Source organism: Marinobacterium sp. MBR-109, assembly GCF_040547565.1.
Lineage (GTDB): Bacteria > Pseudomonadota > Gammaproteobacteria > Pseudomonadales > Balneatricaceae > Marinobacterium.
The window spans coordinates 562,752-584,562 of sequence record NZ_JBEPPZ010000001.1 but is presented as its reverse complement, the minus strand read 5'-3'; the positions used below and the strand labels follow the sequence as shown (position 1 = coordinate 584,562).

The window sequence follows — 21,811 nt, the reverse complement described above, 5'->3', positions numbered from 1 at the left end:
TCAGTTAAAACAGGTGTTAGAGTTTCGTTTTTCTTCTGTCTGGAGTAATGCATGGATGTGAGACAGGACCCGCTGCTGGAGTGCCTGGTGCTGTTGACTCAGCAAAGCCAGCGTCCATTTTCCGCTCAGGTGCTGGTTGAGGGCTTGCCGCTGGTTGATGGGAGGCTGACCCCCAAGTTGTTCCTGCGTGCAGCGGCACGGGCTGGATTTGCCGCCAAGGTGGCTCAGCGACCGCTGCAAAAGCTCTCCAGGTTGCTGTTGCCTGCGGTGTTGCTGTTAAAGGACGAACAGTCCTGCATACTGCAAAAGATCGACCTCGAAAAGGGTGAAGCCGAAATTCAGCAGCCTGAAAGTGGCGGCATCGTCAGTATCAGCCTGGAAGAGCTTGAATCTCTCTATACCGGCTTTGTCATCTTTTTGCGCGCCGAATACAGCTTTGGTGAAACCACAACGCGTGAACTGGATGATCGTGGCGGTCACTGGTTCTGGAGCACGCTGTGGCGTTCGGCGCGTATCTACCGGGATGTGTTGCTGGCATCTCTGCTGATCAATATCTTTGTACTCGCCAATCCCCTGTTTGTGATGAATGTATATGACAGAGTGGTGCCCAACCATGCGGTTGAAACCCTCTGGGTGCTCGCGATTGGTGTGCTGGTGGTGTACCTGTTCGACTTCGGCCTGAAAATGCTGCGGGCCTATTTTATTGAAGTGGCCGGGAAAAAATCGGATGTGCTGTTGTCCGCGCGGCTGTTTGAGAAGGTGATGGGGCTGCGTTATGACGCTATGCCAGCCTCGGTGGGGGCTTTCGCCAGTAACCTGCGCGAGTTTGAGAGTATCCGCAATTTTCTGAGCTCGACCACCAATACTGTCCTGATCGATATCCCATTCATGTTGCTGTTCCTGCTGGTGATCAGCTGGATCGGCGGGCCTTTGGTGGTTGTGCCGGCCATGGCGGTTCCGATCATTCTGATCTATGCGTTGCTGATCAAGCCGCGGCTGCGCCGCTCCATTGAACACACCTTTACCGCTTCGGCGCAAAAAAATGGCACGTTGGTGGAATCTCTGACTGCCATGGAAACCCTGAAAACTCAGCGGGCGGCGAGCCCGATGCAGGGTCGCTGGGAAAACGCGGTAGGGTACATTGCCAACTGGGGACTCAAGTCACGCATGTTGTCCGCTTCAGTGGTGAATGTGGCCGGGTTTGTGCAGCAGTTGGCCTCCGTGCTGCTGGTGATTGGTGGTGTTTACATGATCATGGACCAGACGCTGTCCATGGGCGGATTGATCGCCTGCGTGATTCTCAGTGGTCGTGCGATTGCCCCGCTGGCGCAGATTGCCAGCCTGATCGCGCACTACGAGCAATCGCTCAAGGCGTTGAAAACCCTTGATGAAATCATGGCGTTGCCGGATGAGCATGAAGCGGGGCGGCGCTACATCCACAGGCCGGAATTGAAAGGCGGTGTTGAGTTCAAGGATGTTGCCTTCACCTATCCTTCGACCGAATACGGTGCTCTGCACGGGGTTTCGTTCCGTCTGCAGGCGGGGGAAAAGGTCGGGTTGATCGGGCGCATCGGCTCGGGCAAGAGTACCATTCAGAAATTGCTGTTGGGGCTCTACCGGCCTGTTGAAGGGGCTATCTCGATCGACGGTATCGACCTCAACCAGATCGACCCGACCGATCTGCGTCGCTCGGTGGGGTATGTTCCCCAGGATGTGATGCTGTTCGCCGGCACCGTGCGCGATAACATCACCATTGGTCTGCCCCATGCAACTGATGCCCAGATCCTGACGGCTGCCCGTTTGGCCGGTGTTGAAGGTTTTGTGAATCAGCATCCACTGGGGTTTGATATGCCGGTGGGTGAGCGCGGCAGCCGCCTGTCGGGTGGTCAGCGTCAGGCGGTGGCGCTGGCACGGGCGTTGCTGCATGATCCTTCCATTCTGGTGCTGGATGAACCCAGTAACTCGATGGATAACGCATCCGAAGAAACTATGAGGCGCCAGCTCAAGGGTTACCTGAAAAACAAGACTCTGATAATGGTGACGCATAAAATGTCGCTTCTGGATCTGGTCGACCGCCTGATTGTGGTCGACGGTGGCCGCATTCTGGCGGATGGTCCCAAGGACAGTGTGCTGGAAGCATTGAAGCAGGGTCGTTTGCAGGTGAGGAAGTAGAGCATGAGCAAGCACTCTCCACAGCCTCAGGGCGATGATATCCGCTACACCTCCAGTATCAGCGAAGCGATGCTGGAACAGGCGCCGCGTGGTGCCAGTCTTTTGCTTTGGGCAGGGGCGCTGTTTATCGTTTTTGCCATTATTTGGGCCAATTGGGCTGAGCTGGATGAAATCGCTCGAGGCGAAGGTGAAATTATCCCTTCCCACCAGTTGCAGGTGGTACAAAACCTGGAAGGCGGTATCGTGTCCGAAATTCTGGTGCGCGAAGGACAGCTTGTCGACAAGGGGCAGGTGCTGTTGCGGATCGAAGACAAGCGTTTTGCCAGCTCCTTCCGCGAAAATCAGGTACGGATGCTGGAGTTGAATGCGCGCAGTGCGCGGTTGACGGCTGAGTCCGGTAATACGGAGTTTATCCTGCCGATGGACTTCCCGCCTGAATACCAGAACCTGTTGCAACAGGAGCGTTTGCTGTTTGCATCCCGACGTGAAGAGCTCAGTACCAACCTCTCGGTACTGGAGCAGCAACAGGAGCAGCGCGAGCAGGAGCTGGTGGAGGCGCGCGCCCGAATTGAACAGTTGCGCGGCAGTTATAACCTGTTGCTGCGAGAACTGCGCATCAGTGATCCGCTGGTAAAGGAAGGTGTCATTTCAGAGGTTGAGCATTTGCGTCTGCGCCGTCAAGTGAATGACCTGCGGGGCGAGATGTCCAGCATTGAGCTGAGCATTCCGAGAATCGAATCCACCATTGCAGAAATTCGGCAAAAGAAGCAGGAGATGGAACTTAACTTTCGTAACCGTGCTCGAGCCGAGCTCAATGAGGTGTTTGCCGAGCAGGTCAGGCTTGAAGAAGCGTTGGGCGGAATGGAAGACCGCATCAGTCGTACAGAGGTGCGCGCGCCCATCAAGGGAACAGTCAAGCAGCTGATGATCAACACCATTGACGGTGTGGTGAGGCCGGGCGATCCGCTGTTGAGTATCGTGCCTTGGGAGGATCAGCTGCTGGTGGAAGCGCGCATCAAGCCATCCGATATTGCCAATATCCGACTGGACCAGCCCGCAGTGGTCAAGATCAGTGCCTATGACTTCGCCATCTATGGCGGGATGGAAGCGAATGTGGCGTTTATTTCGCCCGGTACTATTATGGATGAAGAAACCAAACAGCCGTATTATCTGGTGCGACTGGAGATGGATGCGCCGGAGGCGGGTGCCGAACAGGACGTGTTACCGCTGATGGCCGGGATGACTGTCAGTGTGGATATCCTGACAGGTAAGAAGTCGGTGATGCACTACCTGTTAAAGCCAATCAATCGAGCAAAAGAACGGGCGTTGACGGAGCGATAGCATATGGAGTTGTTTGTCTGGAGCAAACGGAGTGATATCAGAGAGCGTTGGCTGGCTCAATTGACGATGGCGAAAATGCTGGACCCGGAATCTGGCTCACTATCGGCTCTGCCACAGGGCGCTATACTGTTGTTACATTGGAATGCACTGAGTGCAGAACAGCGTCAGCAACTGATCTCTGACAGCCAATATCTTCGTCTGGTCGCGCTGGTCGATGCTCCCAGCGATCAGGAGGCAATAGAGCTGTTGCAGGCGGGCTTCAGGGGATATGCCAACACCTTCATTCAGGGGGCCCTGTTAACTGAGTTGGTAGCGGCTGTCGGTCGTGATGATATCTGGGCGGGCCCCGAACTGCTGCAGCGACTGTTGAGGCGTCTGCTGCTCCAGTCGAAGCCGCCGGTGGATGTTCCGGTTCAGTGGTCACTGAGCGAGCGTGAGCTGCAGGTGATGGAAGCGCTGAAACGGGGGGAAAGCAACAAGGAGATTGCACGCGAATTGAACATAACTGAACGTACCGTCAAGGCACACGTCAGTGCCATCCTCGAAAAGGCCGGGGCGCGAGACAGGATCGACCTGATTCTTAAAGCTAACGGTCAGGTGTACCCACATTGAAAATAGCCGGAGCAAGGATATGAAATTTCGATACTCAATGCTGGCACTTGCCCTGAGTGCAGGAGTTGCGGGCTGGAGTTCCGCCGCCACCCTTCAGGACGTGGTAGCCGGTAATATAGAACAGAACCCGGAAGTGCAGCGCGCACTTCAGAACTATGCCGCCGTGATTCAGGAAATTCGTCAGGCGCGAGCGGGTTATTACCCCACCCTTGATGCCACGATCGGTTACGGCTACGAGTGGACCGACAAGGAAAATGGCACTCAGGATACTGAGCTTGATCGACGCGAAGCTCGCCTTAACCTGAACCAGATGATCTTTGACGGCTTTGCCACCGGCAGCGAAGTGAAGCGTCAGGAGGCGCGTGCCGCTTCAAGGGCCAGCAGCCTGAAGGACACGGCACAGCGTTATACACTTGAAGCCAGTCGTGCCTATATGGAAGTGCTGCGTCGCGAGCAGCTGCTGACGCTGGCCAAGGAAAGCCTCTATAACCATGTCACCATCTATGACCAGATCAAGCGCCGTACCGAGTCCGGCATGGACAGTCTGGCGTCCAATCAGCAGGCCGATGGTCGTTTGGCGTTGGCAGAAGTGAACATGCTGGCAGCCGAGAACAATCTGCGTGATGCCCGAGCCAACTACCTGCGCGTAGTGGGTCAGCCTGCGCCCGAAAATCCTGAGCCTTTCAGTGCCATGGAGCTTGGCTTGCCCGCCAACCTTGAAGAGGCGGTGGCTCGCGGGCTGGAAAATCAGCCAGTAGTCGGTGTTGCCCAGTTTGATGTGGAAGCGGCCGTGGCCCAGCGTGATGCAGCCAAGAGCCGCATGTACCCGCGTCTGGATTTTGAAGTGGAGCGCCGTTGGGATGAAAACATCGATGGCATAGAAGGTGATGACGAAGACCTGACCGCCATGCTGCGACTGCGCTACAACCTGTTCAACGGGGGGGCTGACAAGGCGCGTATTCGTCAGACTGAACACCAGATCGGTGAAGCCCAGGCGATTCAGCGGGACGCTCAGCGCCAGATCCGTGAAAGCATCGAGCTGGCCTGGAACGCCCATGAGATTCTGACCCGTCAGATGGCGCATCTGGAGCGTCATGTGATATCCAGTGAAGAAACCCGCGACTCCTACAAGAAACAGTTCGATATTGGCCAGCGCTCACTGCTTGACCTGTTGGATACCGAGAACGAAGTGTTCTCGGCCAAGAACCAGCTGGCAGAGGCGCGAATTGACGATCAGATGGCCCAGTTGCGTATTCTGGCCGGTACCGGAGATCTTCTCGAAGCACTCAATGTACCACTGCCGGAGGTGGGTGATCAGCCACAGCAGGAGATGGCTGACAGCGGGCAGTAATTGCATCCATCTGCGCGGGTGGCTTAAAATCCCGCGCAGCCTGAGGTCTTTACAAGAGGGTTGCCACAGTTGCAGCCCTTTTTTTGTTTTCAGAGGATGCGTTGAGCATGAAGTCACACAAAATACTGGAAGCTCCCATCCCGATGCGCTGGGTCGGGCCGATCAAGATCAGCGGTGATGTGCTGAGCGAGAAACTGAGCGTCCCCCTTGCGACCTATGAAACTCCGCTCTGGCCTTCTGTTGGCCGGGGTGCGCGCGTCTCCAACCTGACTGAAAAAGGGATTGTCACCACTGTAGTGGACGAACGCATGACCCGGTCGATTCTGTTGGAGGCGGATGATGCTCTCTCGGCCTATCAGGCGCTGCAATCAATCAAGGCACGCAAGGATGAGCTTAATGCAGTGGTCGCCACCAGCAGCCGTTTTGCCAACCTGATCGATATGCACAGCCAGATCGTGGGTAATCTGATCTATCTGCGTCTTGAGTTCACTACCGGTGACGCGTCCGGCCACAACATGGTCACCAACGCCGCCGACAAGCTGATTCCGTGGGTGCTGCAACAGTATCCGCAGTTGCGTTACTGCTCCATATCGGCCAACTATTGCTCTGACAAAAAGGCCACGGCCGTCAACGGCATTCTGGGGCGTGGCAAGTACGTGGTCAGTGAAATACTGATTCCGCGCGATGTCTGCGAACGTCGCCTTAAAACCACGCCGGAAAAAGTGGTTGATCTGAATATCAAAAAGAACCTTATAGGAACCTTGATGGCGGGTGGGCTGCGAAGCGCCAATGCCCATTATGCCAACATGCTGCTGGCGTTCTATCTGGCCACCGGTCAGGATGCTGCCAACATTATCGAAGGCTCACAGGGGGTTGTGCACGCCGAAGTACGTGATGGCGATCTCTACTTTTCCTGCACGTTGCCGAACCTGATCGTTGGCTCGGTGGGTAACGGCAAGGGGATCGACTTTGTCGAGGATAATCTGCGCCAACTGGGCTGCAAGGAAGCGCGTGAGCCTGGCGCCAATGCTCGCAGGCTGGCGGCGATCTGTGCAGCAACGGTACTGTGTGGAGAGTTGTCGCTGATGGCGGCGCAGACCAACCCCGGTGAGCTGATGGAAGCCCATATCAAGCTGGAGCGGTAATGACCGACCCCACCAACGAGCGCAAGATAGAGCATATCCGGGCGATTGAACAGGACCCGCTGACCGATCGCCAGGGACACTGGTTTGATCGTATACGCCTGACTCACCGAGCCCTGCCGGAACTGGCACTGGATGCGATCGACCCTTCGACCGAGTTTCTTGGCAAGCGACTCTCGTTTCCGCTGCTGATCTCTTCCATGACCGGCGGTGATCATGAACTGGTACGCCGTATTAATACAAACCTGGCACTGGCGGCTGAACAGTGTCAGGTGGCCATGGCGGTCGGATCGCAGCGGGTGATGTTTACCCACCCCGAGGCGCGTGCCAGTTTTGCCCTCAGAGAGCATGCACCGACCACCGTGCTGATCGGCAACGTGGGTGGGGTGCAGCTCAACTACGGTTTTGATCTGGACAAGTGTCAGCAAGCGGTTGATTGTGTCGGAGCCGATGCGCTCTATTTCCACCTCAACCCGTTGCAGGAAGCGGTGCAGCCCGAGGGTGATACCAACTTCTGCAACCTGGCCCAACAGATGGGCGCCGTAGCGGCAGGCCTGTCGGTTCCGGTGATGCTCAAGGAGGTGGGCTCCGGCCTGTCACCGGCGGATATCGAGCTGGGGCTCGGGCAGGGGATTCGCTACTTTGATGTTGCCGGCAGCGGCGGTACGTCATGGAGCCGGATCGAGCATCATCGGCGCCATGATGGCAGCGATATTGGTCTCAGGTTTCAGGACTGGGGGCTGCCAACACCCCTGGCTCTGCAGCAGGCGGAGCCCTATCTGGATCGGGCAAGCCTGATCGCCAGCGGCGGGCTCAGAGATGGGATTGATATGGCCAAATCTGTTATACTCGGCGCCTCGCTGTGCGGTATGGCTGCGCCCCTGCTGCAGCCGGCGATGGAATCTGCCGAAGCGGTGATTGACGCCATTGAGCGTTTGCGCCGCGAATTTGTTACTGCGATGTTTCTGCTCGGTACGCCTGATGTAACGGCGCTGTTCCGGAACAGGACTCTTATTGTCCAAGAGCGTTGAGGACCCTGGTCGAGTATGTCCGTTGGTATAGACGAAATCAGCTTTTACACCTCCAACTATTATCTGGACCTGCGCACGCTGGCTGAGGTGCAGGGCACCGATCCCGAGAAGTACTATACCGGCATTGGTCAGGAGAAAATGGGAATGGCCGCGCCGGACGAGGATATCGTCACCATGGCAGCCAATGCGGCTCTGCCGCTGGTAGAGCGCATCGGGCCTGAAACGATCGGGACATTGCTGTTTGCCACCGAAACCGGCATCGATCAGTCCAAAGCCGCGGGCGTGTATGTGCACCGTCTGCTTGGCCTGAACGCCAATTGCCGGGTGGTAGAGCTGAAACAGGCCTGCTACAGCGCGACCGCCGCGATCCAGATGGCCTGTGCGCTGGTGGCACGCAAGCCGGACAGCAAGGTGCTGGTGATCGCTTCTGACATTGCCCGCTACGATCTGGATACGCCCGGCGAGGCGACTCAGGGCTGCGGTGCCGTGGCCCTGCTGATCAGTGCCAATCCACGCCTTGTCACCATCGATCCTGAGGTGGGCAACTACACGGAAGACGTGATGGACTTCTGGCGGCCTAACTATCGCTCAACCGCGCTGGTGGATGGCAAGTATTCCACCAAGATCTACCTTAAGGCACTTAAAAAGGCCTGGGAGCATTTCCGCGAGGCCAGCTCACTGGCATTTTCAGACTTCAGTCATTTCTGTTATCACCTGCCTTTTAGCCGCATGGCGCAGAAAGCGCATCAGCAGCTGGTCAAGCTGAACAAGGCTGGCCTGTCTTCGGCTGAGCAGGAAGCGCAGATCAGCAATACCCTGCTGTACAACCGCATCATCGGTAACAGCTATACCGCTTCCATGTATATTGGCCTGACCTCGTTGCTGGAAAATACGCTGGAAGATCTGGCCGGCAAGCGGATCGGTTTTTTCAGCTATGGCTCCGGCTGTGTGGCCGAGTTTTTCTCCGGCACCGTGGTGGAGGGGTATCAGCAGGCACTGCATACCGAGCTGCATCAAGAGATGCTAAACGCCCGGCGTGAAATCAGCCACGATGAATACCTGAAGCTGTATCAGCATCAGGTGCCCACCGATGGCGGTGAATACACCTTCCCTGAAGGCACCACCGGCCGTTTCCGTCTGGCGGGCATTATCCACCACAAACGCGAATATATTCCCTGCTGATGCCGACCGCCTGTGCTCCGGGCAAGATCATTCTCAGTGGTGAACATGCTGTGGTGTACGGCGCGCCGGCGCTGGCACTGGCGGTGGATCGGCACATGCGGATCCACTACCGCCCTGACCAGTTGCCGCGTTTGAGCTGGCATACCCGTGAACGTACCCATGAGCTGGGGCTGGACAAGCTGGCCGGCCTGCGGCGTCGGCTCGACAATCACTTCGAGCGCTACCTGCGCGGCGAACTGCCGATTACCCGTATCCTGAAAAAACCTGCCGAGCTGGCGTTCTATGCCATCGATATGGCGCGGGTGCTGTCCGGGCTTGATATTCACCCGCGTGGCAGTCTCAGTATCGATTCAGATATTCCCATTGGTGCCGGCATGGGGTCTTCTGCGGCGTTGATTGCGGCACTGTTGAAACTGTTTGGGCATTTTGACAGCCTTGAACAACTGATTCAGCAGGTGCGTTACTGTGAGCGTTTGCAGCATGGGCGCGGCAGTATGATTGATGCCGCGGCTGTGTGCAGTGGTGGGCTGGTCAAACTGCAGGGTGAACAGGTGTCACGGCTTCCGCTGGCTGATGAGGGGCTGGGAGCCGGGTGGTTCTGGCTGTTTACCGGCACGCCGGCCAGCAGCACCGGCGCCTGTGTGGATGAGGTACGGCGCCACTTTGGTCAGTCTGACATCTGGAATGAATTTGCCGACATCACCGAGCAGGTTGCGGCGGCTCTGCTCAAGGGTGAGGCTCCGCTGGAGCAGGTGCGTGCCAACCATCGGCTGCTCAGCCGTATCGGGGTTGTACCGGCCCCGTTGCAACGTCTGGCCGAGCGTGTCGAGCAGCGTGGCGGGGCGGCCAAAATCTGCGGCGCGGGGGCGGTCTCCGGGGATCAGGGCGGGCTGATGCTGCTCTGGCTGCCGCAGGGTACTCCGGCCCAACTGCCGTTGCAGCCGCACTGGCACTGGGGCGTTCTGAAAGAGGATCGAGAAGGTGTCCGCATACTCGAGGATTAATACCCGCGCCCCCGGCAGCATCATGTTGATGGGTGAGCATGCGGTACTGTTTGGCGAACCGGCACTGGCCTGTGCGCTGGAGCACTGGCTAGAGGTCGAGCTGACCCCACTGGCATCGCAACGGGTAGAAATTGACAGTGCACTGGCGCAGTACCGGAGTGATCTGAACCGGCTGCAACCGGAGCCCGCACTGAGCTTTGTACTTGCCGTGATTGACGCATACCGCCCCCAATTGAAGCAGGGCTTTCGCCTGCAGATACGTTCAGGCTTTTCGCATACCGTCGGGCTTGGCTCTTCGGCGGCAGTCACGGCGGCGGTTACGGCGGCACTGGCCGAGTTCTGTGGTGCCGATACCTCACCGGCTGCGCTGTTTGATATGGCGCTGAGAGCGGTACATGCCGCCCAAAACGGACGCGGTTCCGGCACTGATCTGGCGGCCAGTATCTATGGCGGTGTCGTTCAATACCGTGTGAGTCCGCGTACAGTGGAACGTCTGGATGGCCTGCCACCACTGGCGTTGCTGTATTGCGGCTACAAGATGAAAACCCCCGAGGTTCTGGCGCTTGTGGAATTCCGTGCGGCCGCTCAACCGTCACTCTATGCCGGGCTGTATCGTCTCATGGGTCAGGCCTGTGAGGCGGGACGAAGGGCGGTGGACAGCGCTGACTGGTCGCAGCTGGGGCAGTTGATGAACCTGTATCAGGGCCTGATGGATGCGCTGGGGGTGAATGATGCCACCCTGTCCGAGATGATCTGGCGCTTGAGAGCGCAACCGGACATTCTGGGTGCCAAAATATCGGGCTCTGGCCTGGGTGACTGTGTACTGGCGCTGGGACACATGACCGAAACGCTGCCCTGGGAGTCGATCCCGGTCTCGGTAGCCGCTACTGGAGTGGAGATTAGCCATGACACCTGCTGAAGTGATTGATCGTCTATTACCCTCGCGCCTGCAGGCGAAGGCGTCATCGGAGCTGTTTGCCCCCAGTAACATCGCGTTGTGCAAATACTGGGGCAAGCGTGACCGACGCTTTAATTTGCCCGTCAATGCATCACTGTCCGTTTCGCTGGATTATCTGGGGACCCATACCCGGTTGACCCCGATTGATGCTGAAGTGGATGAAGTGTGGCTCAATGGGCAGCAGCTTTTGCCCAGCGCAAAATTCAGCGAGAAGGTGTCGGCTTTCATCGATCTGTTTCGTCGGCAACAGGATCTGTACTTTCGGGTTGAAACCCGCAACAACATCCCCACCGCAGCCGGGCTGGCGTCTTCGGCCTCGGGCTTTGCAGCCCTGACGCTGGCGTTGAATGATGCGCTGGGACTGGATCTGGAGCCTCGACTGCTGTCCGTGTTGGCACGCCACGGCAGTGGCAGCGCCTGTCGCTCTGTGTTTGATGGCTTTGTCGAGTGGCGCATGGGGCAGCGTGAAGATGGCCTTGATAGCCACGGTATTGAGCTGGATGCAATATGGCCGGGCCTGTGTATTGGCCTTGCCAAGGTGGATGCCGGAGAAAAGGCGGTGGATTCCCGCTCTGGTATGCAGCGCACGGTGGAAACGGCCCATCTCTACCAGAGCTGGCCATTGCAGGCGGCGGCTGATCTGGAAAAGCTGCATCAGGCGATTGCACGGCAGGATTTTGAGCTGTTGGGGCAAACCGCCGAACAGAATGCACTGTCGATGCACGCCACCATGATCGCGAGCTGGCCGCCGCTGCTGTACTGGCAACCGGAATCGGTGGCGGCGATGCAGACGGTGTGGGCGCTGCGACGGCGCGGAGTACCCGTTTACTTCACCATGGATGCAGGCCCTAACCTGAAACTGCTGTTTGAACAGCAGTGCCGTGATGAGGTGTTGCGCCACTTTCCTGACCTGGAAACCGTGGAGCCTTTCGGCAGCCGCTGATGTCTGCCTTGATCGGTTTCCCGCTGACCCGTCGACAACGGGATCACAATGGCCGGCTGCAACTGAGTTACTGGCTCAGAACCGCTACCGGTGCCCATGAAGCGGTCATTGAGGGAGAATCCGCGGTCGCTTTCATACGGCAGGCAGATGAGCCTCGTGCCGCTGAGCTTCTGTCAGAGCTGTCCGGCTGTCGGTTGCGGCCACTGTCATTATCAAGCCTGAATCATGAGCCGGTCAGCGCCCTGTACGCAGACAGCCTGCGTGAATGGCACGAAGCGCTTGGCCGCCTGCAGCAGGCGTGTATCGCGCTCATGGAAGAGGATATTCGCCCGGCTGACCGCTATCTGATTGAACGTGGCATCTTTGCTTCCGCCAGGGTCATTGACGACGCCTCAGGGCTTCGCCTGCAGCGCGCCGAGTTTGAACCCCCTCTGCGCATTCTGTCACTGGATATAGAAACCACTCTCAGGGCCGACCGAATCCTGTCCGTTGCGCTGCAGTCACAAGGCTATGAACGAGTGCTGTTCAACGGCAACATCGCCAACTCGCCTGCCGTTGTGCGCTGTCATAACGAGCGTGATCTGCTGCAGCAGCTGATGGCCGAAGTACATCGCTTCGATCCGGATCTGATAATCGGCTGGAACGTGATCGGCTTTGATCTGAGGGTGTTGCAGCAGCGTGCCGAGGCACAGCGATTGCCACTCTGTCTGGGTCGTGATCATGAGCCGGTACGAGTGGAACAAACGCGAACGGGGCGCTGGTATGCCCGTCTCAACGGCCGCGTGGTACTGGACGGAATCGATACCCTTAAAGGTGCGACCTGGCAGTTCGAACGCTACAGCCTGGAGTTTGTGGCGCGTGAGCTGCTGGGACGTGGCAAGCTGATCGACACCCCGGATGACCGAGGAGAGGAGATTCAGCGCCTGTATCGCGAAGATCCGCAGGCGCTGGTGCGCTACAACCTGGAAGACTGCCGCCTGGTCAGCGAGATCTTTGAACATACGGAATTGATTCCATACCTGCTGGCGCGGGCACGTTTGACCGGACTACCGCTGGATAAGGTCGGTGGCTCATCACAGGCGTTTGACAACCTCTACCTGCCACGCTTGCACCGCGCAGGGTACGTGGCACCCCAGTATGCGTCCGGTGTGGATGGGCTGGATGTTCCGGGCGGATTCGTGATGGAGTCGTGTCCCGGGCTGTATCGTCATGTGCTTGTACTGGACTTCAAGAGCCTGTACCCCAGCATCATTCGCAGCTTTCGGATTGATCCGCTGGGGCTGGCGCTGGGTACTCGCGGTGATGCGCCGCCCGATGCATTGGTGCCGGGTTTCCATCACGCCATTTTTGACCGCCGCCATGCGCTGCTGCCCGATATAATCGAACGTCTGTGGCAGGCGCGAGACGAAGCAAAGCGGCAGGGCAATTCGGCCCTGTCGCAGGCGATCAAAATTCAGATGAACGCCTGCTATGGCGTATTGGGCTCACGGGTGTGCCGTTTTTTCGATCAGCGTCTGTCCGGCTCCATCACCCTGCGTGGCCATCAGATTCTGCAACAGACCGCCGAGCGGATCGAGCAGGCCTTTGGTCATCAGGTGATCTACGGTGATACCGACTCGGTGTTCGTCTGGCTGGCGGATGATTGGCCGGATCGGGATACGGACCGCTATGGGCATCAGCTTGCCAGTGAGCTGAACGTTTGGTGGCAGGAGCAGCTGCGGGAGCGGTTTGATATCGACTGTTCGCTTGAACTGCAGTACGAAGCGCACTATCGGCGCTTTTTGATGCCGCGCATGCGTCACTCCGAGAAGGGCAGCAAGAAACGGTATGCCGGTCTCAAGGTGCAGCCGGATGGCAGCGATCAGCTGGTGTTTCGCGGGCTCGAATCGGTGCGGACCGACTGGACGCCACTGGCGCGCCAGTTTCAGCAGGCATTGTATGAGCGCATATTTCGCGACCAGCCCTGGCAGGCCCTGTTGCAGGAAACCGTACGTGCCGTTCGGGCCGGTGAGCGGGATGGTGATCTGGTGTACCGCCGTCGCATTCGCCAGCCGCTGGATGCGTATCAGCGCAATCGACCGCCCCATGCGCGCGCGGCTCAGATGCTGGATGATGATCGTCGTCACCGTGGTTTACCGCCGGTCGTTCGGGTTGGTGACAGCATCGCCTATCTGATGACGGTCAACGGCCCGGAACCGCAGGAGTTGCTGCGTTCACCGCTGGACTACCAGCACTATATTGACCGACAGCTGCTGCCGGTCGCTGACACTCTTCTGCCGTTCGTGGGCGAATCCTTTGATCGACTGATCGCCCCGCAGCAGGAGCTGTTTTGAACAGGCAGGGGGATAATCCTGCCGTTTTTGGGGTCAGAACAGCAAGACAGAACGGAGAATGCCATGTCCGAACATCGCCATCAGCCAGATCCTGACCGTACCCGTCGCGGACTTGCCCGCTGGATGCATCATCTGACCTGGGTAGCGCTGCTGTTTCTTCTGACGCTGTTTTTCACGGACTTTGTCGAGGATAAGCGAAACCCAAACCGTAATCTGAACCTGATCAGTCATGATGCGGGTGAGGTGGTGCTGCAGCGTAACCGTGGTGGTCACTACGTTGCCCCGGGGCGTATCAACGGTGAGCCGGTCACCTTTTTGCTGGATACCGGTGCGACCCAGGTCAGTGTGCCCGAGGCGCTGGCGGAGAGAATCGGTCTTGAGCGAGGGCGCCGGCAACAGACCATGACCGCCAACGGTGTGATCAGTGTGCATACCACACGACTGGACTCGGTGCAGCTGGGCGGGATTGAACTGAGGGATGTGACCGCCAGCATCAACCCCTATATGCCCGGTGATACGGTGTTGCTGGGCATGAGCTTCATGCAGCATCTGGATATGGTGCAGCGCGATGGTACGCTCAGTCTCAGTGTGCCATCGCGGTAGACGTCATCCGACCAGATAGATCACCAGCTGACGTGGGCCATGGGCTCCCATCTGCAGTTTCTGCTCAATGTCGGCGCTGCGAGAAGGGCCCGTTATCAGGTTGACGGTCCGCGGCAGCCGGCCGCTGCAGAGGCTGCGCAGCCGGTCCCAGCCATCCTCATAGACCCCTACGATATCCTTGCGCTGCAATACAACCAAATGCGTATCCGGCAGGAAGTTGAGCGTGGTGGGACTGTCCGGGCGCGAGTAGAGCATCAGGGTGCCAGTCTCGGCGATACCGGCAAAGGCCAGCGTCAGGCTCGCCTCATCTCCCACCTGTCCCACCCGCTGATGACAGCGGATACGCTCATGTACCGAGGCCCAGCCCAGTGCAGTGAGGCTTTCGTCGCTGGCCAGTACCAGTTCACGCTGGCCCTTTGCTTCCAGAGTGTCCGCCACCGCCTTTGGCAGCTGCTCGATGCTGTCCAGTGCAACCACTTCAGCGGCCGCTTCCTGTGCCATACGGATGAACAACTCAACCTGAGCCTCGGGCGCCTGCTGTCCGCGTGCGGGGATCAGATTGCGCGGGTGCTGCTGCAAGCGCTGCTGCACCGCTTCACGCTGGGCATCCGTCGCTTCGCTGCGGCGCAGGCCATGGCGAATGTTGGCAAAAATCTCGGCACGGCTGCTCATGACTTGTTCTCCTGTTTCTGGCGCGCTTGCCACTGCTGCATGAAAGTCTTGCCGGTGGGAGTAGGCATATCGCGGTGGTCGGTCCAGCCGGATGCCAACGGCAACTTGCTGATCTTGCCTTTTCGGCCGCCCAGCAGACGCATGAACCGGGATGCGCTGGCCGAGAACAGTCGGTACAGCATCGGGCGGGTGGCGAAAAAGGCCCAGCTTCCCAGTCCCCAGCGGACAGCGCGAGGCGTCAGGTGCTGCTCAAACTCTTTCTCGCGCCAGTGACGCATCAATTTGGGCAGCGGAATGCGTACCGGGCAGACCTCTTCGCACTTGCCGCAGGCAGTCGATGCATTGGGCAACAGCGCCGACTGCTCGATGCCGATCATTTGCGGGGTCAGCACCGAGCCCATGGGACCGGGGTAAACCCAGCCGTAGCTGTGACCACCGACAGCGCCGTATACCGGGCAGTGGTTCATGCAGGCGGAGCAGCGAATACAGCGCAGCATCTCCTGAAGTTCGGTGCCCACCATGTCGCTGCGACCGTTGTCGACCAGTACGACATGGAAATTTTCCGGCCCGTCCCGGTCGTCCGGGCGGCGGTTGCCGGAGGAAAGGGTGTTATAGACCGAAAACTCCTGCCCGGTGGCCGAACGCGCCAACAGGCGCAGGAACAGCGTCATGTCCTCCAGTGTGGGTACAACCTTTTCAATTGAAGACACCACGATGTGTGTTTTGGGCAAGGTCTGGGTAAGGTCGCCGTTACCCTCGTTGGTGACGATGATGGTCGAGCCGGTTTCAGCCACCAGGAAGTTGGCGCCGGTAATTCCCACATCGGCGGCAACAAACTGCTTGCGCAGCATTTCACGAGCCTCGGCCATCAGGGCGGCCGGGTCAGTCAGCTTGGGGCGCTTGTGGTGTTCATGGAAGGCTTCGGATACATCTTCCAGGTTGAGGTGAATCGCCGGGGCGATGATATGACTCGGGTGATCGCCGCGCAGCTGCAGGATGTACTCCCCCAGATCGGTTTCCACCGGGCGGATGCCGTTTTCTTCCAGATATTCGTTGAGATTGATCTCTTCGGTCACCATCGATTTGCCCTTGGTGACGGTTTTGGCATTCTGTTCACGGCAAATCTGCAGGATAGTCTGGCGTGCATCATCAGCGCTGCGACACCAATGTACCTGGCCGCCGTTCTCGACCACGCGAGCTTCAAACTCTTCCAGGTACAGGTCCAGGTGTTCAAGGATATGGTTCTTCAGGTCGCGAGCTTCATCGCGCAGCTGGTCGAATTCCGGCATGCGAGCGACCGCTGCGGCGCGCTTGCCGGGAAAACCGGCCTTCAGGTTGCCCAGCGCCTTTTGCAGGTTGACATCCTGTAGTGCGATGCGGGCACTTTGCTTGAATTCAGGGCTTTTGATCTGCATGGGGGGCTCCGCTTAAAGTGGCTGGCCAAGGTCATAATCGGCTTCGCCGATTGCCGGGCTTCTGGTCATATCGGCGAGCAGTTCAACCACATGGCGTACCTGTACTTCACGGCCTTCACGCTTGAGCTTGCCGGCCATGTTGAGCAGGCAGCCCAGGTCTCCACCCACCAGTGTGTCGGCGCCGCTGTCGGCAGCAAAGCCGGTCTTGTTGCTGACCATGCGGTTGGATATGTCGGGGTACTTGACGCAAAAGGTGCCGCCAAAACCGCAGCAGGTTTCCGCTTCCTGCATCTCGGTCAGTTCAACGCCGTCGATTTCGCCGAGCAACTGGCGTGGCTGCTGCTTTATGCCAAGCTCGCGCAACCCGGAGCAGGAGTCGTGATAGGTGATCTTGCCCTTGAAGTCGCTCTGGATACCGCTGAAATTCAGCACGTCCACCAGAAAGGAGGTGATCTCAAAGGCGCGAGCTTTGAGCGCTTCCGCACGCGCTTTCCAGGGATCGTCCTCGGCAAAGAGTTCCGGGTAGTGGTGCAGCATGCCGATGCAGGAGCCGGACGGCCCCACCACGTAGCGATAGCCTTCCAGAGCTTCGATGGTCTGACGCGCAATGGTACGGCTGTTGTGTTTGTCACCGGAATTGAATGCCGGTTGGCCACAGCAAGTCTGATTAAGGGGTACTTCCACTTCACAGCCGGCCTGTTCCAGAAGCTTTACAGTGGCAAAGGCCACCTCGGGGCGGAACATGTCGGCCAGGCAGGTAACGAACAGGCCGACCTTGATCGGCGTGGTTTGGGTGTCGGACATGGTGTCGGCAACCTCGGATTGGTATCGGTGCGGTTTCATGACGGTATGGCTTCAAGATAGGTGATCAGGCCCGAAGCGTGAATGCTATACTTCCAACTGGTCTTACCAAAATGATCCCTGGGGGTGGTGGTGACACTGCAATATGAGCTGGAACGCCTGTTGCTGGAGGGCGATTGGGTGCCCGGGCACCCGGTACCCTCAGAGCGCAGGCTGATGCAGATATACGGAGCTTCGCGCGGTGCCGTCCGTGAGTCGCTGGCGGGCATGAGAGCCAACGGGGTTATTGAAACCCGTCAGGGTGGGCGCAGCCGCTGTATCAATCTGCTGGCGCAACACCTTGAACTGCCGCTGGAAGGGCGGGGGGATGATATCGATTTCCAGATGCAGGTGCTGGAGGCGCGCGCCGTGCTGGAGGCTGAGGCGGCCTGGTATGCGGCGCAGCGTGCCAGTGATGAGGAGCTGTTCGCTCTGGAGCAGGAGTATCAGCAGATGTGCGAACGTAATCGCCGCCCGCTCGGTCGTGGTGACAGCACGCTGGAAAAGGCCAAGGCGGATCTGCAGTTTCACATGCTGATTGCCCAGTCCAGTCATCATCTGCTGGTGTGTTCCTTCAGTCAGTTGTTCTACAGCCGTTACTTCAATGCGATCTACAGTGTGCTGTCACGCACACTGGGTCGTTTGGGACGCTACCCCGACGGGATAGGCAAGCAGCACGACAGCATTCATCGTGCGCTGCAGGCGAGGGATGCCGGCGCCGCGCGGGAGGCGGCCAGAACCCACATCCTCTATACCCGTGACTTGCTGCAGCGATGCCGCTGATTTTTACGTTCCCTGATCGCGCTTTGCAGGCTTGGCCGCTATAATCGCCGCTCGGACTGGCCGGCACCTCGTACCTGTCGCAGCCACAAGTCCGCTTTCATTTACCGTGTATCAATCAGGATGTGGCCTTTCGTATGGGTACATCCGTCAATCAGGGAACAGAGCATGCCTGTCATTACGCTTCCGGATGCGAGTACTCGCACCTTCAACGAGCCCGTTACCGTTCACGATGTGGCCGCCGATATCGGTACTGGCCTGGCCAAGGCTGCCCTCGCCGGCAAGATCAACGGTGAGCTGGTGGATACCAGCTATCTGATCGAAAACGATGTCAATCTGGCGATCGTCACCGCGCGTGATGAAGAAGGGCTGGAAGTGATTCGGCATTCCTGTGCGCATCTGATGGCGATGGCTGTACAGGATCTGTTTCCGGGTGCACAGGTCACCATCGGCCCGGTGATCGACGACGGCTTCTATTACGATTTTGCCTATGAGCGTCCGTTCACACCGGAAGATCTGGAAAAGATCGAGTCCCGCATGAATCAGCTGGCCAAGGAAAATCTGCCGGTCAGCCGCTCCGTGATGTCGCGTGAAGAGGCGATCAAGCTGTTTGAGCAGATGGGCGAGAAGTACAAGGTCGAAATCATCGACTCCATCCCGGGTGAGCAGCCGTTGTCCTTTTACAAACAGGGCGACTTCATCGACCTGTGTCGAGGCCCGCATGTGCCCTCAACCGGCCATATCAAGGCATTCAAGGTGATGAAGGTGGCCGGTGCCTACTGGCGCGGTGATGCCAAGAACGAGATGCTGCAGCGAATCTACGGCACCGCCTGGGGCGACAAGAAGGAGCTGAAAGCGTATCTGCACCGTCTGGAAGAGGCCGAAAAGCGTGACCACCGCAAGCTGGGCAAGCAGCTGAACCTGTTCCACATGCAGGAAGAGGCGCCGGGTATGGTGTTTTGGCACCCGCACGGCTGGACGCTGTATCAGCAGATTGAGCAGTACATGCGTACCAAACAGCGTGGCCATGGCTACCAGGAGATCAAGACTCCGCAGGTGGTTGAGCGTACCCTGTGGGAAAAGTCCGGCCACTGGGGCAAGTTCCAGGAGCAGATGTTCACCACTCACTCCGAGAGCCGTGATTTTGCCATCAAGCCGATGAACTGCCCCTGTCATGTGCAGGTGTTCAATCAGGGGCTACGTTCCTACCGTGACCTGCCGCTGCGTCTGGCCGAGTTTGGCTCCTGCCACCGTAATGAGCCCTCAGGCTCGCTGCACGGCATCATGCGTGTGCGCGGTTTTGTACAGGATGATGCGCATATTTTCTGTGCCGAGAACGCTATTCAGACCGAAGTGGCGGCGTTTATCGACTTCTTGCATGAGGTCTACGCCGACTTCGGCTTCAGTGACATCCTCTACAAGCTGTCGACCCGCCCGGACGAGCGTGTCGGGTCCGATGAAAGCTGGGATAAGGCTGAGAAGGCTCTGGCCGATGCGCTGAATACCGCCGGTCTGGACTGGGAAGAGCTGCCGGGCGAAGGCGCTTTCTATGGCCCGAAAATCGAATTCTCACTGCGTGACTGCCTCGGTCGCGTCTGGCAGTGCGGCACCATTCAGGTGGACTTCTCGATGCCGGGGCGTCTTGGCGCCCAGTTTGTTAACGAGCATGGCGAACGTGAAACGCCGGTGATGCTGCACCGTGCCATTCTCGGATCGTTTGAGCGCTTTATCGGTATTCTGATCGAGCATTATGCCGGTGCACTGCCACTGTGGCTGTCACCGCTGCAGGCTGTGGTGATGAATATTACCGATAATCAGGCGGCCTATTGTCGCGAACTGGCAGAAAAACTGGAAAAAAGCGGCCTTAGAGCCACTGCGGACTTGAGAAACGAGAAGATCGGCTTTAAAATCCGCGAGCGTACTCTACAAAAAGTGCCCTACCTGTTGGTGGTGGGTGACAAAGAGGTCGAGTCCGGAACCGTTGCAGTGCGTACGCGCTCCGGTGAGGATTTGGGTACGCTGACCGTCGATGCGCTGATTGAGCAGCTGGTTCATGAAACCGAGCGCAAAGGCCGTCAGGCAAAATAAAATCGTCAGGAGATATAGCTATCAGGCGTGATAACAGACGTGGAGGCCGTGCGCCTCTGCCGCCAATCAATGAAAATATCCGTGCCACCGAATGCCGTCTGATCGGCGCGGATGGAAACCAGATTGGTGTTGTTTCGATTCCAGAGGCTCTTGAGAAAGCTCAGGAAGCCGAACTTGACCTGGTTCAGATCTCGGATTCTGATCCCATTGTCTGCAAGATCATGGACTATGGTAAGCATCAGTACGAGGCCAAGAAGAAAGCAAATGAGGCGAAGAAGAAGCAGTCTCAGATGCAGGTCAAGGAAGTGAAATTCCGTCCGGGTACGGAGGAAGGGGATTATCAGGTAAAACTGCGCAACCTGATACGTTTCCTTGAAAGCGGAGACAAGGGCAAGGTTACCTTGCGCTTCCGTGGTCGTGAGATGGCTCACCAGGAGCTGGGCATGCAGCTGATGGAGCGGATCGAAAAGGATCTGACCGAAATCAGTACTGTTGAACAGCGTCCGAAAATGGAAGGTCGTCAAATGGTCATGGTACTGGCTCCGAAAAAGAAATAGTCACCCGACAGCAGGACCCGTCACCTCGATCTCTTCGGAAATCCGGTGACGGGTCTTGTCGTTTGTCCGGGTAGGCTGACTAACAAACGAATGCGTGGAGAAAGTTAATGCCTAAGATCAAAACTGTCCGCGGTGCGGCAAAGCGTTTCAAGAAAACCGCTAACGGCGTGAAGCACAAGCAGGCCTTCAAAAGCCACATTCTGACCAAGAAAAGCACCAAGCGTAAGCGTCAGCTTCGCCCGATGCTGCAGGTTCATGCTGCTGACCAGGCTCTGGTTAAGCGCATGCTGCCTTATCTCTGAGTTTTTTTCGGTCATTATTAGTTTTTATAGGAAGGAATTGCCATGCCTCGCGTAAAACGTGGTGTACAGGCTCGCGCCCGTCACAAGAAAATTCTGAAACAGGCCAAAGGTTACTACGGTGCCCGCAGCCGTGTGTTCCGTGTAGCCAAACAGGCTGTCATCAAAGCTGGTCAGTATGCGTACCGTGACCGTCGTCAGCGTAAGCGTCAGTTCCGCGCTCTGTGGATTGCACGTATCAACGCTGCCGCTCGCATCAACGGTCTGTCCTACAGCCGCTTTATCGCTGGCCTGAAAAAAGCCAACATCGAAATCGACCGTAAGGTTCTGGCTGACCTGGCTGTATACGAGCAGGGTGCCTTTACTGCGGTTGTCGAGAAAGCCAAAGCTGCACTGGCGTAACATACGCCCGCCTATTGGTAGGTAAATGATCGAATCGAATAGGGGAAGGGTGCAAGCTCTTCCCCTATTTTTGTCTGGAGCCGGAA

General features: G+C 57.8%; 20 protein-coding genes. 17 read left to right on the top strand and 3 right to left on the bottom strand.

The features are described from left to right. The first annotated feature begins 51 nt into the window (after positions 1 to 51). The 12 genes from ABIE60_RS02820 to ABIE60_RS02765 all read left to right on the top strand — a co-directional run bounded on the left by ABIE60_RS02820 (position 52) and on the right by ABIE60_RS02765 (position 14,672). Positions 52 to 2,172 (top strand): type I secretion system permease/ATPase, encoded by a 2,121-nt coding sequence (locus ABIE60_RS02820; RefSeq protein ID WP_354467581.1) that lies wholly within the window; start codon positions 52 to 54, stop codon positions 2,170 to 2,172. A gap of 3 nt (positions 2,173 to 2,175) precedes the next feature. Next, positions 2,176 to 3,513 (top strand): HlyD family type I secretion periplasmic adaptor subunit, encoded by a 1,338-nt coding sequence (locus tag ABIE60_RS02815; protein ID WP_354467579.1) that lies wholly within the window; start codon positions 2,176 to 2,178, stop codon positions 3,511 to 3,513. A 3-nt stretch (positions 3,514 to 3,516) separates the two neighbouring features. Next, a complete protein-coding gene (locus tag ABIE60_RS02810) occupies positions 3,517 to 4,125 on the top strand; it encodes a helix-turn-helix transcriptional regulator (RefSeq protein WP_354467577.1) in 609 nt (202 codons plus the stop codon). Positions 4,126 to 4,144: 19 nt separating this feature from the next. Beyond that, positions 4,145 to 5,476: a TolC family outer membrane protein gene (locus ABIE60_RS02805; RefSeq protein ID WP_354467576.1), complete on the top strand. Its 1,332-nt coding sequence runs from the start codon at positions 4,145 to 4,147 to the stop codon at positions 5,474 to 5,476. 107 nt (positions 5,477 to 5,583) lie between these two features. Continuing rightward, positions 5,584 to 6,621 carry a hydroxymethylglutaryl-coenzyme A reductase family protein gene (locus tag ABIE60_RS02800; protein WP_354467574.1) on the top strand — a complete coding sequence of 346 codons (1,038 nt, stop codon included), beginning with the start codon at positions 5,584 to 5,586 and terminating at the stop codon, positions 6,619 to 6,621. Next, positions 6,621 to 7,649 carry a type 2 isopentenyl-diphosphate Delta-isomerase gene (gene fni, locus ABIE60_RS02795; protein ID WP_354467572.1) on the top strand — a complete coding sequence of 343 codons (1,029 nt, stop codon included), beginning with the start codon at positions 6,621 to 6,623 and terminating at the stop codon, positions 7,647 to 7,649. The genes ABIE60_RS02800 and fni overlap by 1 nt, the downstream gene beginning before the upstream one ends. 15 nt (positions 7,650 to 7,664) lie before the next feature. Beyond that, positions 7,665 to 8,831, top strand: coding sequence for a hydroxymethylglutaryl-CoA synthase (locus tag ABIE60_RS02790; protein ID WP_354467571.1), 1,167 nt, complete (start codon positions 7,665 to 7,667; stop codon positions 8,829 to 8,831). Next, on the top strand, positions 8,831 to 9,835 hold the full coding sequence (locus ABIE60_RS02785; protein ID WP_354467569.1) for a mevalonate kinase family protein: 1,005 nt from the start codon (positions 8,831 to 8,833) through the stop codon (positions 9,833 to 9,835). Before ABIE60_RS02790 ends, ABIE60_RS02785 begins: the two co-directional genes overlap by 1 nt. Continuing rightward, positions 9,813 to 10,754, top strand: coding sequence for a mevalonate kinase family protein (locus tag ABIE60_RS02780; protein ID WP_354467568.1), 942 nt, complete (start codon positions 9,813 to 9,815; stop codon positions 10,752 to 10,754). The genes ABIE60_RS02785 and ABIE60_RS02780 overlap by 23 nt, the downstream gene beginning before the upstream one ends. Further along, the gene (mvaD, locus tag ABIE60_RS02775) at positions 10,741 to 11,736 is read left to right on the top strand and encodes a diphosphomevalonate decarboxylase (RefSeq protein ID WP_354467566.1); all 996 of its coding nucleotides are present in this window, start codon (positions 10,741 to 10,743) and stop codon (positions 11,734 to 11,736) included. The genes ABIE60_RS02780 and mvaD overlap by 14 nt, the downstream gene beginning before the upstream one ends. Continuing rightward, positions 11,736 to 14,069 carry a DNA polymerase II gene (locus ABIE60_RS02770; RefSeq protein ID WP_354467565.1) on the top strand — a complete coding sequence of 778 codons (2,334 nt, stop codon included), beginning with the start codon at positions 11,736 to 11,738 and terminating at the stop codon, positions 14,067 to 14,069. The genes mvaD and ABIE60_RS02770 overlap by 1 nt, the downstream gene beginning before the upstream one ends. A gap of 63 nt (positions 14,070 to 14,132) precedes the next feature. Beyond that, on the top strand, positions 14,133 to 14,672 hold the full coding sequence (locus ABIE60_RS02765; protein ID WP_354467564.1) for a retropepsin-like aspartic protease family protein: 540 nt from the start codon (positions 14,133 to 14,135) through the stop codon (positions 14,670 to 14,672). A gap of 3 nt (positions 14,673 to 14,675) precedes the next feature. Here ABIE60_RS02765 and ABIE60_RS02760 read toward each other — a convergent pair whose 3' ends face one another. Genes ABIE60_RS02760 through ABIE60_RS02750 form a run of 3 tightly spaced genes read right to left on the bottom strand, consistent with a single transcriptional unit; the run spans position 14,676 to position 17,563 of the window. After that, complete coding sequence (locus ABIE60_RS02760; RefSeq protein ID WP_354467563.1) at positions 14,676 to 15,344, bottom strand: LutC/YkgG family protein; 669 nt, start codon at positions 15,342 to 15,344, stop codon at positions 14,676 to 14,678. After that, positions 15,341 to 16,759, bottom strand: coding sequence for a LutB/LldF family L-lactate oxidation iron-sulfur protein (locus tag ABIE60_RS02755; protein WP_354467562.1), 1,419 nt, complete (start codon positions 16,757 to 16,759; stop codon positions 15,341 to 15,343). Before ABIE60_RS02755 ends, ABIE60_RS02760 begins: the two co-directional genes overlap by 4 nt. 12 nt (positions 16,760 to 16,771) lie before the next feature. Then, entirely contained in the window at positions 16,772 to 17,563 is a 792-nt protein-coding gene (locus tag ABIE60_RS02750) for a (Fe-S)-binding protein (protein ID WP_354467560.1), read from the bottom strand. 129 nt (positions 17,564 to 17,692) lie between these two features. Here ABIE60_RS02750 and ABIE60_RS02745 point away from each other — a divergent pair, with 129 nt between their 5' ends. The 5 genes from ABIE60_RS02745 to rplT all read left to right on the top strand — a co-directional run bounded on the left by ABIE60_RS02745 (position 17,693) and on the right by rplT (position 21,725). Further along, positions 17,693 to 18,382, top strand: coding sequence for a FadR/GntR family transcriptional regulator (locus tag ABIE60_RS02745; protein ID WP_354467558.1), 690 nt, complete (start codon positions 17,693 to 17,695; stop codon positions 18,380 to 18,382). A 165-nt stretch (positions 18,383 to 18,547) separates the two neighbouring features. Continuing rightward, positions 18,548 to 20,467, top strand: a complete 1,920-nt coding sequence (gene thrS, locus ABIE60_RS02740) for a threonine--tRNA ligase (protein WP_354467557.1) — start codon at positions 18,548 to 18,550, stop codon at positions 20,465 to 20,467. Then, entirely contained in the window at positions 20,464 to 21,024 is a 561-nt protein-coding gene (infC, locus tag ABIE60_RS02735; protein WP_502914935.1) for a translation initiation factor IF-3, read from the top strand. The genes thrS and infC overlap by 4 nt, the downstream gene beginning before the upstream one ends. 107 nt (positions 21,025 to 21,131) lie before the next feature. Next, positions 21,132 to 21,326 carry a 50S ribosomal protein L35 gene (rpmI, locus tag ABIE60_RS02730; protein ID WP_091821403.1) on the top strand — a complete coding sequence of 65 codons (195 nt, stop codon included), beginning with the start codon at positions 21,132 to 21,134 and terminating at the stop codon, positions 21,324 to 21,326. 42 nt (positions 21,327 to 21,368) lie between these two features. Next, complete coding sequence (gene rplT, locus ABIE60_RS02725; RefSeq protein WP_091821399.1) at positions 21,369 to 21,725, top strand: 50S ribosomal protein L20; 357 nt, start codon at positions 21,369 to 21,371, stop codon at positions 21,723 to 21,725. The last annotated feature ends 86 nt before the right edge of the window (positions 21,726 to 21,811 follow it).

Bases quoted from the DNA above. Each gene is read 5' to 3' on its own strand.
- ABIE60_RS02820 (WP_354467581.1), top strand. From the start codon at position 52: ATGGATGTGAGACAGGACCCGCTGCTGGAGTGCCTGGTGCTGTTGACT.
- ABIE60_RS02815 (WP_354467579.1), top strand. From the start codon at position 2,176: ATGAGCAAGCACTCTCCACAGCCTCAGGGCGATGATATCCGCTACACC.
- ABIE60_RS02810 (WP_354467577.1), top strand. From the start codon at position 3,517: ATGGAGTTGTTTGTCTGGAGCAAACGGAGTGATATCAGAGAGCGTTGG.
- ABIE60_RS02805 (WP_354467576.1), top strand. From the start codon at position 4,145: ATGAAATTTCGATACTCAATGCTGGCACTTGCCCTGAGTGCAGGAGTT.
- ABIE60_RS02800 (WP_354467574.1), top strand. From the start codon at position 5,584: ATGAAGTCACACAAAATACTGGAAGCTCCCATCCCGATGCGCTGGGTC.
- fni (WP_354467572.1), top strand. From the start codon at position 6,621: ATGACCGACCCCACCAACGAGCGCAAGATAGAGCATATCCGGGCGATT.
- ABIE60_RS02790 (WP_354467571.1), top strand. From the start codon at position 7,665: ATGTCCGTTGGTATAGACGAAATCAGCTTTTACACCTCCAACTATTAT.
- ABIE60_RS02785 (WP_354467569.1), top strand. From the start codon at position 8,831: ATGCCGACCGCCTGTGCTCCGGGCAAGATCATTCTCAGTGGTGAACAT.
- mvaD (WP_354467566.1), top strand. From the start codon at position 10,741: ATGACACCTGCTGAAGTGATTGATCGTCTATTACCCTCGCGCCTGCAG.
- ABIE60_RS02770 (WP_354467565.1), top strand. From the start codon at position 11,736: ATGTCTGCCTTGATCGGTTTCCCGCTGACCCGTCGACAACGGGATCAC.
- ABIE60_RS02765 (WP_354467564.1), top strand. From the start codon at position 14,133: ATGTCCGAACATCGCCATCAGCCAGATCCTGACCGTACCCGTCGCGGA.
- ABIE60_RS02760 (WP_354467563.1), bottom strand. From the start codon at position 15,344: ATGAGCAGCCGTGCCGAGATTTTTGCCAACATTCGCCATGGCCTGCGC.
- ABIE60_RS02755 (WP_354467562.1), bottom strand. From the start codon at position 16,759: ATGCAGATCAAAAGCCCTGAATTCAAGCAAAGTGCCCGCATCGCACTA.
- ABIE60_RS02750 (WP_354467560.1), bottom strand. From the start codon at position 17,563: ATGTCCGACACCCAAACCACGCCGATCAAGGTCGGCCTGTTCGTTACC.
- thrS (WP_354467557.1), top strand. From the start codon at position 18,548: ATGCCTGTCATTACGCTTCCGGATGCGAGTACTCGCACCTTCAACGAG.
- rpmI (WP_091821403.1), top strand. From the start codon at position 21,132: ATGCCTAAGATCAAAACTGTCCGCGGTGCGGCAAAGCGTTTCAAGAAA.
- rplT (WP_091821399.1), top strand. From the start codon at position 21,369: ATGCCTCGCGTAAAACGTGGTGTACAGGCTCGCGCCCGTCACAAGAAA.